This window comes from Lachnoclostridium sp. MSJ-17 (assembly GCF_018918205.1).
Lineage (GTDB): Bacteria > Bacillota > Clostridia > Oscillospirales > Acutalibacteraceae > Ruminococcoides.
Genome location: NZ_JAHLQB010000076.1, coordinates 1 through 7605 on the forward strand (window position 1 = coordinate 1; position 7605 = coordinate 7605).

Annotated in this window: 13 protein-coding genes; 11 read left to right on the forward strand and 2 right to left on the reverse strand. The window is 47.9% G+C overall.

Annotated elements, in window-relative coordinates:
• Positions 1–330, forward strand: a 330-nt coding sequence (gene rpsB / locus KQI64_RS06385; RefSeq protein WP_216523881.1) for a 30S ribosomal protein S2, incomplete at its 5' end; no start/stop codon positions are given.
• 37 nt (positions 331–367) lie between these two features.
• On the forward strand, positions 368–1279 hold the full coding sequence (gene tsf, locus KQI64_RS06390) for a translation elongation factor Ts (RefSeq protein WP_216523882.1): 912 nt from the start codon (positions 368–370) through the stop codon (positions 1277–1279).
• Between the two features lie 375 nt (positions 1280–1654).
• On the opposite strand, the gene KQI64_RS06395 is transcribed toward tsf, so the two are convergent.
• Both KQI64_RS06395 and KQI64_RS06400 read right to left on the reverse strand, forming a co-directional pair.
• Positions 1655–1981: a helix-turn-helix domain-containing protein gene (locus KQI64_RS06395; RefSeq protein WP_216523883.1), complete on the reverse strand. Its 327-nt coding sequence runs from the start codon at positions 1979–1981 to the stop codon at positions 1655–1657.
• A 611-nt stretch (positions 1982–2592) separates the two neighbouring features.
• On the reverse strand, positions 2593–2856 hold the full coding sequence (locus tag KQI64_RS06400; RefSeq protein WP_216523884.1) for a DUF308 domain-containing protein: 264 nt from the start codon (positions 2854–2856) through the stop codon (positions 2593–2595).
• Positions 2857–2999: 143 nt separating this feature from the next.
• Between KQI64_RS06400 and KQI64_RS06405 the strand changes: the two genes are divergently transcribed.
• The 9 genes from KQI64_RS06405 to KQI64_RS06435 form a co-directional block, all read left to right on the forward strand.
• Complete coding sequence (locus KQI64_RS06405; RefSeq protein ID WP_216523885.1) at positions 3000–3563, forward strand: hypothetical protein; 564 nt, start codon at positions 3000–3002, stop codon at positions 3561–3563.
• Positions 3564–3593: 30 nt separating this feature from the next.
• Complete coding sequence (locus tag KQI64_RS06410) at positions 3594–3809, forward strand: STAS domain-containing protein (RefSeq protein WP_216523886.1); 216 nt, start codon at positions 3594–3596, stop codon at positions 3807–3809.
• 61 nt (positions 3810–3870) lie between these two features.
• Positions 3871–5103, forward strand: a complete 1233-nt coding sequence (locus KQI64_RS10630; RefSeq protein WP_216523887.1) for a PP2C family protein-serine/threonine phosphatase — start codon at positions 3871–3873, stop codon at positions 5101–5103.
• Positions 5027–5356 (forward strand): ABC transporter permease, encoded by a 330-nt coding sequence (locus KQI64_RS06420; RefSeq protein WP_330623049.1) that lies wholly within the window; start codon positions 5027–5029, stop codon positions 5354–5356. The genes KQI64_RS10630 and KQI64_RS06420 overlap by 77 nt, the downstream gene beginning before the upstream one ends.
• A 76-nt stretch (positions 5357–5432) precedes the next feature.
• Positions 5433–6134 (forward strand): ABC transporter permease, encoded by a 702-nt coding sequence (locus KQI64_RS10395; protein WP_253289210.1) that lies wholly within the window; start codon positions 5433–5435, stop codon positions 6132–6134.
• An 18-nt stretch (positions 6135–6152) separates the two neighbouring features.
• Positions 6153–6392 carry an ABC transporter permease gene (locus KQI64_RS10400; protein ID WP_253289211.1) on the forward strand — a complete coding sequence of 80 codons (240 nt, stop codon included), beginning with the start codon at positions 6153–6155 and terminating at the stop codon, positions 6390–6392.
• Complete coding sequence (locus KQI64_RS10405) at positions 6389–6538, forward strand: hypothetical protein (RefSeq protein WP_253289212.1); 150 nt, start codon at positions 6389–6391, stop codon at positions 6536–6538. Before KQI64_RS10400 ends, KQI64_RS10405 begins: the two co-directional genes overlap by 4 nt.
• 2 nt (positions 6539–6540) lie before the next feature.
• Positions 6541–7215 (forward strand): ABC transporter ATP-binding protein, encoded by a 675-nt coding sequence (locus KQI64_RS06430; RefSeq protein ID WP_216523889.1) that lies wholly within the window; start codon positions 6541–6543, stop codon positions 7213–7215.
• 4 nt (positions 7216–7219) lie between these two features.
• On the forward strand, positions 7220–7605 hold a 386-nt coding region (locus KQI64_RS06435), incomplete at its 3' end, for an FMN-binding protein (RefSeq protein ID WP_216523890.1).

A 7605-nucleotide genomic window follows, 5' to 3' on the forward strand; every position in this document is an offset into this window, starting at 1 on the left:
ATCAAGCTCAACCTTGAGATCGACAAGCTCGAGAAGTTCCTCGGCGGTATCAAGGACATGACCGAGATGCCCGGCGCACTCTTCATCGTTGACCCCAGAAAAGAGAGAATCGCCGTATCAGAGGCAAAGAAGCTCAACATCCCGATCGTAGCTATCGTTGATACAAACTGCGACCCCGATGAAATCGATTATGTAATCCCCGGCAACGACGACGCTATCCGCGCTGTAAAGCTCATTGCGGGCGCAATGGCTAACGCTGTTATCGAGGGCAAGGAAGGTCAGATGGGCGCTGCTGCTCAGGAGACCGAGACAGAAGAAGCCGCGGAATAATTTTCCGCTGACATATATACGAAAGGAAGTTTTTACAATGGCAGCATTTACCGCTCAGGACGTAAAAGCACTGAGAGAAAAAACCGGCTGCGGCATGATGGATTGCAAAAAGGCACTCACTCAGGCTGACGGCGATATGGATAAGGCAATTGACTTTTTGAGAGAGCAGGGTCTTGCTAAGCAGGCAAAGAAGGCGAGCAGAGTTGCAGCCGAGGGCGTTGCTTACGCTACCACCAGCGACGACCGCAAGGTCGGCGTAGTCGTTGAGGTTAACGCCGAGACAGACTTCGTTGCTAAGAACGATTCCTTCATGGATTTCGTAAAGGCTTGCGCTCAGACCGTTATCGAGAAGAACCCCGCTGACGTTGAGGCTCTCCTCGCTATGCAGGCTGCAGGCTCCGAGCAGACCATCGCTGAGATGCTCCAGGAGAAGGTTCTCACCATCGGCGAAAACATTCAGGTTCGCCGTTTTGAGCGCATGGAAGGCGCTTGCGTAGCTTATGTACACGCAGGCGGCAAGATCGGCGTTCTCGTTAACTTCAACACAGACCTCGCCGACAAGGACGAGTTCGTTACCTGCGGTAAGGACGTAGCAATGCAGATCGCTGCGCTCAGCACTCCTTATCTCACCAAGGCTGACGTTCCCGCCGACGTTATCGAGCACGAGAAGGAAGTTATGCGCCAGCAGGTAATCAACGAGGGCAAGCCCGCCGCGATTGCCGACAAGATCGTAATGGGCAAGATCAACAAGTACTACAAGGAGAACTGCCTTGTAGACCAGGAGTTCGTAAAGGACAACAAGATGACTGTTTCCCAGTACGTAAACAGCGTTGCAAAGCAGCTCGGCGGCTCCATCGAAATCTCCAAGTTCGTTCGCTTTGAAAAGGGCGAGGGCATTGAGAAGAGACAGGACGACTTCGCTGCGGAAGTTGCTTCAATGGTAAAATAATATTATCTTCGGCTAAGTGGTGCGATAAAACCTCGATTTAATCAGGTTTTATCGCACTTTTTCTATTTTTCGATTTACGCAGATTTTGCAAAACGGTGTTATAAATTAGTGTAAATTATTATAGGTTTTTACGCAAATTTGCGTAGGATTTGCGTACAAATTTGCGTAAAACTTTTTTCCGGAATCTTCGGCGAAGTTTACGCAAATTTCAAAAAATACCAAAAATTACCAAACTTAAAATAGTATCAGTCAACACTTGAGTTTAAACTCATTTTTTCATTAGTATTTTTTTAATATTGATACCGAATTCAAGTAGACAAGAAAACCCCCATCGTAAGATTTGACAAAAATCAACCGATGGGGGTTATATCATGCTTATATTTCCTGAATCGCCTTAATGATTTCCTCTGCGGATTTACCTTCCCTGAACTTTGCTTCCAGCGCATCGTTGAAGGCGACCAGCTCCTCCTGTGTGAATGAGGCTGCGGTATATTCAAATCTGCCTATCTCGGCAGGGCTGTATGTCAGGTTGAGTTTTTCGCACATTGTAACAAGAGTATCCTTTGAAGGGTTCTCGATGAAGCGTCCCAAAATCTTAGTGATGGTGCTCTGAGAGATGCCCGTGTACTTCGCGAGATTTTTGCGGTTGAGCTGGCGCTCGTTCAGTGTGTCAACGATTTTTGTTCTGATGTCCTTCCGCATATCCGTTCAAACCCTTCTCTGTTTTGGAATACTTATATTATAGCGGTTTTCTGATTTGCTTTCAATAGAAAATTCTTTATTCGTTTATAGAATATTTCTTGTTGACAAGAGGGGGAGATGACGATATAACGTTCCATAACAAGGAATAGCAACACAATTACAAACGAGGCAATTTGAAATGACAACGAAATCAAGGCGGTTAATCAAGCAAAAGATACCGGCGGCAACGGTATTGATTGTGACTCACGTTCCAAGCCGAGAAATGCCGCCGCGAGATAATGACAATGCGGACGTTCACGATATTATCAACCTCATTATCACCCTTATAATCCGCCGTTAATCAATTTTCACTAATATAGCAAAGGTTGAAAAAGGCGGAGTTGGATGCAACGTCACGTTTCTTGCCCTGCGTTTGCTTCACGGCGGTGCAGGGCTCTCATTGTTGAAACGAGGTGTAATATTTGAAGTGGAGAGCAAAATTCAGCCGCCGGACGAGAGTGATTCTGACAATCATCTTAATCGTCCTTTCTGCGGCGCTTATCATTTACGCTGTTGGATTGGCTTCTCAAACCGTCGCGCGGCGGATACGAATCTTAGGAGTATATTCTTTGTTAATCTCTTAAGGCAATTCCGCTGAACATCAGGGTAAAGCCGGTTTCGACGAAATAGATACCGATCAAAACTCCGAGCGATACCGCCATAAGCGCAGGATGGAAGAACGAGTAGCATCCGATCAGAACATCCAAGATGCCGAAAATAAACTGTAATATCCATACCTTTGAACCTGTAACGTACATCTTATCCGCCAATTCCTGCCGCGAAAGTCCTTTTTCGGTTCGTAGTTTACTTAAGGTTTCCGAAAAAAACCGATTCATAGTATCGTACTCCTCAGGTTATTCTCTATCCGTTAAATTTATCCATGATACAATAATAAACAAAGTTTTTAAGCAAATCAATATTTTTTTCGTATTTTCCTGTACCATTCTGGTACACCCCCCCTTGAAATCTGCATAAAAAATTGGAAAATTATAATGGAATGATCAAAGCCGACTTCCCGTCTGCTGACTCGTTTTACAAGGATGAGGACGACAAAGAACTTGAGAGCATCTCGATCTACAGCGGTATCAACCGCGGTATCTTCCGCAAGGGCGTCGCGCTGACAAGCGAAGCGCTCCGGGAGAAGAGCAAGGGCAAGGATCCGTATGATACCGTATGGAATCTGGGCGGCATCGCGGATATCATCGCCTATACCTCTGCCGGCGTCGGAGCGCTTGCCATGGTTGCAGGCGCAGCAACTTATCTCACTTCATTCAAAAAAAGCGTACAGTTTTTTGCTTCGCTTCAGCGTGGTAAAGTTGTTAATATAAAAGGTAATATCGTAAAACTTATCAGAACGTCTTATAAGTATAATACTAAGTACATGATTGCGCTTGAGGCTCACGTTGCAGATGCTTATTCAGTTGAAACTTCCAAGGCGCAAAAATTACTCAATGCAAACAAGGCAGGCAAATGGCTGATGGGCATCGGAGCCGCGATTATGGTGGCGGCGGCTATCCTGAAGGCCGTGCAGATGTCGCAGTAATATAACCGCACGTTCTCGGCGATCCCGACCATGATCGTGGATGAAGCGGATATCGTTACTTATTCCGAGGATGACAGCGGAAATAAGGTAAGCTTGGACTATATATCCAGCGCCGGACTTCGCGTTCTGCTCGGCGCTGCGCAGGCTATGGACAGCAAGGGCGATATGATTGTCTGCAATCTCAATCAGTCTGTGCGTGAGGTCTTTGATCTTACCGGATTCAGTAATTTGTTCCATATCGAATGAGACAGAAAGATGAATTTGATTCGAACGATATGGATGGCATAAAGGGGTAAGGAGAAAAACTATGATAGATCAAGCAATCGCCAACGGACTGTATCTGGAGTTGCTATTTGTAGCGATGCTGCTGCTTGGTATTCTACTCATCAACAATCTTATCTTATACAAGCAAAAGGTCAAAGGGCTTATTTCTCTTATGCTGATCTCAGGCGTCGTGATGTGCGTACTTGAGATTGTGTGGACCTTCATCGACGGACATCCGGACTTTACAATTCTTTCTTACTTAGCGGCAGGCGGTTATGCTGTTTCCCTCATCATCTTTGCCGCTTTTGTAAACCTGTATCTGATTGATCGCTTTGGCATAAAACTGAAGAAAATCCCGCTCATTCTCATTTATGCGCTGCCTGTGGCGATAACGGTTCTGCTGTGCGCGACTACCCCGTGGACATATCTGATGTTCCGGGTAGACGAAGGCGGAAACGTGCTGACGATGGAGTTTTTTGAAACTGTATTTCACGGTATCGTGTATTTATACATTTTCTCACCCTTGCTTATTGCGGTCTACTTCCTGACGATCGGCAAGAAAAGGAAACCCTCAGACGGAGAGGTTCCTTTCAGCGTATTTGTTTTCGGAGCCATTGCACCTTTCCTTTACTGGCTGCAGCTGTTTCTTCTCGATAACGGCGCTGAGGTTTATGAGACATCGTCTATACCGGTGTCATTGGCGCTTGTGTATCTTGTGACCAATGTCAGTACCCATAGTCTTTTGAAAACCCGCGCGAAGGTTGAAGCTACCGAGGCTGATCTGCGTGTCGGTACCGAAATCCAAACCGGCAGTTTGCCCACGGACTTTCCGGATCGTCCGGAGTTTGAGATATATGCTTCTATGGATCCAGCAAAGGAGGTCGGCGGAGATTTCTATGACTTCTTCATGATCGACGACGATCACCTTGCGATCGTGATCGCGGACGTATCCGGAAAGGGCGTTCCGGCGGCGCTGTTCATGATGTCGTCAAAGATTTATATCAACGACCATGCCATGATCGGAGGCACTCCGGCAGAGATACTCGGAAGAGTCAACAAGCTGGTCTGCGCGAATAACAAGGCTCATATGTTTGTGACGGTCTGGCTGGGTATCCTCGAGATCAGCACCGGCAAGCTCACCACCGCAAGCGTCGGCCATACTTATCACCATTCTCAGCCTGTTTGGTTCGGCGCTCGGAATATCCAATCTCGTAACCGCGAGCGTCATGGAGCGCAGCAACGAAATCGGTCTGCTGAAAGCAATCGGCGCACGTGATTACCGCATCTCGGGAATTGTATTGACAGAAATAACCGTTACGGCTATTGTCGGGGGCGTTGCCGGTTACTTCATGGGCTACGGATTCGCGCAGATTATCGGACAGACGGTTTTCAACTCATCCATCGAGATGAAGCCGATGGTCATTCCGATCGTCGCGGTGCTTATCGTGATCGTCACGCTCGCCGGCAGTATTCCCGCCATCAGAATGTTACTGAGACTCCGCCCCGCGGAAGTTTTGCACGGAAGATAAAGGGGGATCAGTCATGAAAAAACAAACCATGTTTTTACGAATGATTACCGCCTCTCTCTTGAGGCGGCGGTCAAGAATGCTGGTGGCTCTCCTCGCGATTGCTGTCGGAGCAACGATCCTCTCGGGTCTTGTTACAATTTATTATGATGTGCCCCGTCAGATGGGCGAGCAGTTCCGCAGCTACGGCGCGAATATGATTTTTACGCCGTCGGGCAGCGAAAAGCTGACCGTTGATGAAATTGAAAAAGCCGAGGGCAAAATCAAAGGGAATCAGCTGGTCGGCGCCGCGCCGTATCGCTATGAAAATATCACGCTGAATGAACGCCCCCTGATTGCGGCAGCAACCGATTTTAAGGGAGCACAAAAGACAAGCCCTTATTGGCGCGTTGACGGTGAATGGCCCTCTGAAAAAGGACAAACGCTTGTCGGCAAGGAAACTGCCGGAACTCTCGGAATAAAACCGGGCGATACGGTTACATTGGTTTACGACCTTGAAGGCTTGCCTGCGACTGCCGACGAGGCAAACAAGGGCGAGCGTAACCAGAACAGCCGCGATTTTACCGTTGCAGGTATTCTGGATACAGGCGGTAACGAGGAAAAATACATTTTTATCTCCATTTCCGATATGGAAGCGTTAACGGATAAAACAAATGTATTTGATATGACCGAATTGAGCGTTTCGGCTAATCAGAATGAATTGGAAAAATATGCCGATACTATCACAAAGAACGTTGACGGCGTATCTGCAAGACTCATTAAGCGCGTGACGCAGTCATAAAACACGGTGCTCTCCAAATTGCAGGCGTTGGTACTGCTTGTCACCGTTATCGTACTGCTGCTCACGATGATTTGCGTTGCGACTACCATGATGGCGGTCGTTACTGAACGGAGGAAAGAGGTCGGCTTACGCAAGGCGCTCGGTGCCTCAAACAGGAGCATTATCTTCGAATTTATGGGTGAGGGCTTGCTGCTCGGCGCGATGGCGGCTTGCTCGGTTCTGTTTGCGGCTTTGTTTTCGCGCAGGCGGTCAGCATGAACGTGTTTAACAGCTCTATTCAGTTCCACTGGGTGCTGATTCCGATTACGATCATTGTGTCTGTTCTGGTAACGGGTCTGTCCTGCCTGCTGCCGGTCCGCAGCGCAACCGACGTTGACCCCGCGCTTGTCTTAAAAGGAGAATGAGTATGAGTTTACTTGAAATAAAAAATGTATCAAAAATCTACGGTCCGCTAAAGGCGCTTGATAATGTAAACCTCACCGTAGAAAACGGCGAATGGCTAGCAATTATGGGTCCCTCCGGCTCGGGAAAGTCCACTATGATGAATATTATCGACTGTATGGATAAGCCTTCTCTCGGCGAGGTAATTCTCGACGGCGTAGATATCGCCAAGGAAAGCGGCAGGAAGCTGACGGAAATCCGCCGCGATAAAATCGGGCTTATCTTCCAGCAGTTCCATTTGGTGAATTATCTCACCGCTGTTGAAAATGTGATGGTATCGCAGTATTACCACAGCATGCCCGATGAAAAGGAAGCGCTCGAAGCGTTGGAGCGCGTTGGACTGAAGGACAGAGCAAAGCATCTCCCGAGCCAGCTTTCCGGCGGCGAGCAGCAGCGCGTTTGCATTGCACGCGCGCTTATCAACCACCCTGAGATCATTCTTGCCGACGAGCCGACGGGAAATCTTGACGAAGCAAATGAAAATATCGTGATTGACATTTTCAAACAGCTTCACCGTCAGGGAACAACGCTGATTGTCGTTACCCATGACCCGGAGGTCGCCGAGGTCGCTCAGCGCACGGTTGTGCTTGAGCACGGCAAATTGGTCAGGGAAATCATCAATGAGAATTTTGAGGAGTAACAGTATGAAAAAAATCATTGCATTGTTAAGCTGCGCCCTTATCCTCGCTGGTGCGCTTGCGGGCTGCGGCGGAAGCAAAACCTATAAGGACGGCACCTATACAGGCAAAAGCGCCGTGTACTCCGGCGACGAGGAAGGCAACGGCAACGGCTACGGAGAAGTTACCATCACCATCAAGGACAATGCCATCACCGCCTGCGAGTTCAAAAACTATGAGGAAAACGGAACACTTAAAGACGAGAATTACGGTATGGTAGACGGCGAAATCAAAAATCAGGACTATTACAACAAAGCACAAAAGGCGATCAAGGGCAGCGAGGAGTACGCCAAGAAGATTATCGGCAAAATAAACCCTGATGATGTTGACAGTATTTCGGACGCTACATATTC

Bases quoted from the DNA above. Each gene is read 5' to 3' on its own strand.
- tsf (WP_216523882.1), top strand. From the start codon at position 368: ATGGCAGCATTTACCGCTCAGGACGTAAAAGCACTGAGAGAAAAAACC.
- KQI64_RS06395 (WP_216523883.1), bottom strand. From the start codon at position 1,981: ATGCGGAAGGACATCAGAACAAAAATCGTTGACACACTGAACGAGCGC.
- KQI64_RS06400 (WP_216523884.1), bottom strand. From the start codon at position 2,856: ATGAATCGGTTTTTTTCGGAAACCTTAAGTAAACTACGAACCGAAAAA.
- KQI64_RS06410 (WP_216523886.1), top strand. From the start codon at position 3,594: ATGATCGTGGATGAAGCGGATATCGTTACTTATTCCGAGGATGACAGC.
- KQI64_RS10630 (WP_216523887.1), top strand. From the start codon at position 3,871: ATGATAGATCAAGCAATCGCCAACGGACTGTATCTGGAGTTGCTATTT.
- KQI64_RS10395 (WP_253289210.1), top strand. From the start codon at position 5,433: ATGCTGGTGGCTCTCCTCGCGATTGCTGTCGGAGCAACGATCCTCTCG.
- KQI64_RS10405 (WP_253289212.1), top strand. From the start codon at position 6,389: ATGAACGTGTTTAACAGCTCTATTCAGTTCCACTGGGTGCTGATTCCG.
- KQI64_RS06430 (WP_216523889.1), top strand. From the start codon at position 6,541: ATGAGTTTACTTGAAATAAAAAATGTATCAAAAATCTACGGTCCGCTA.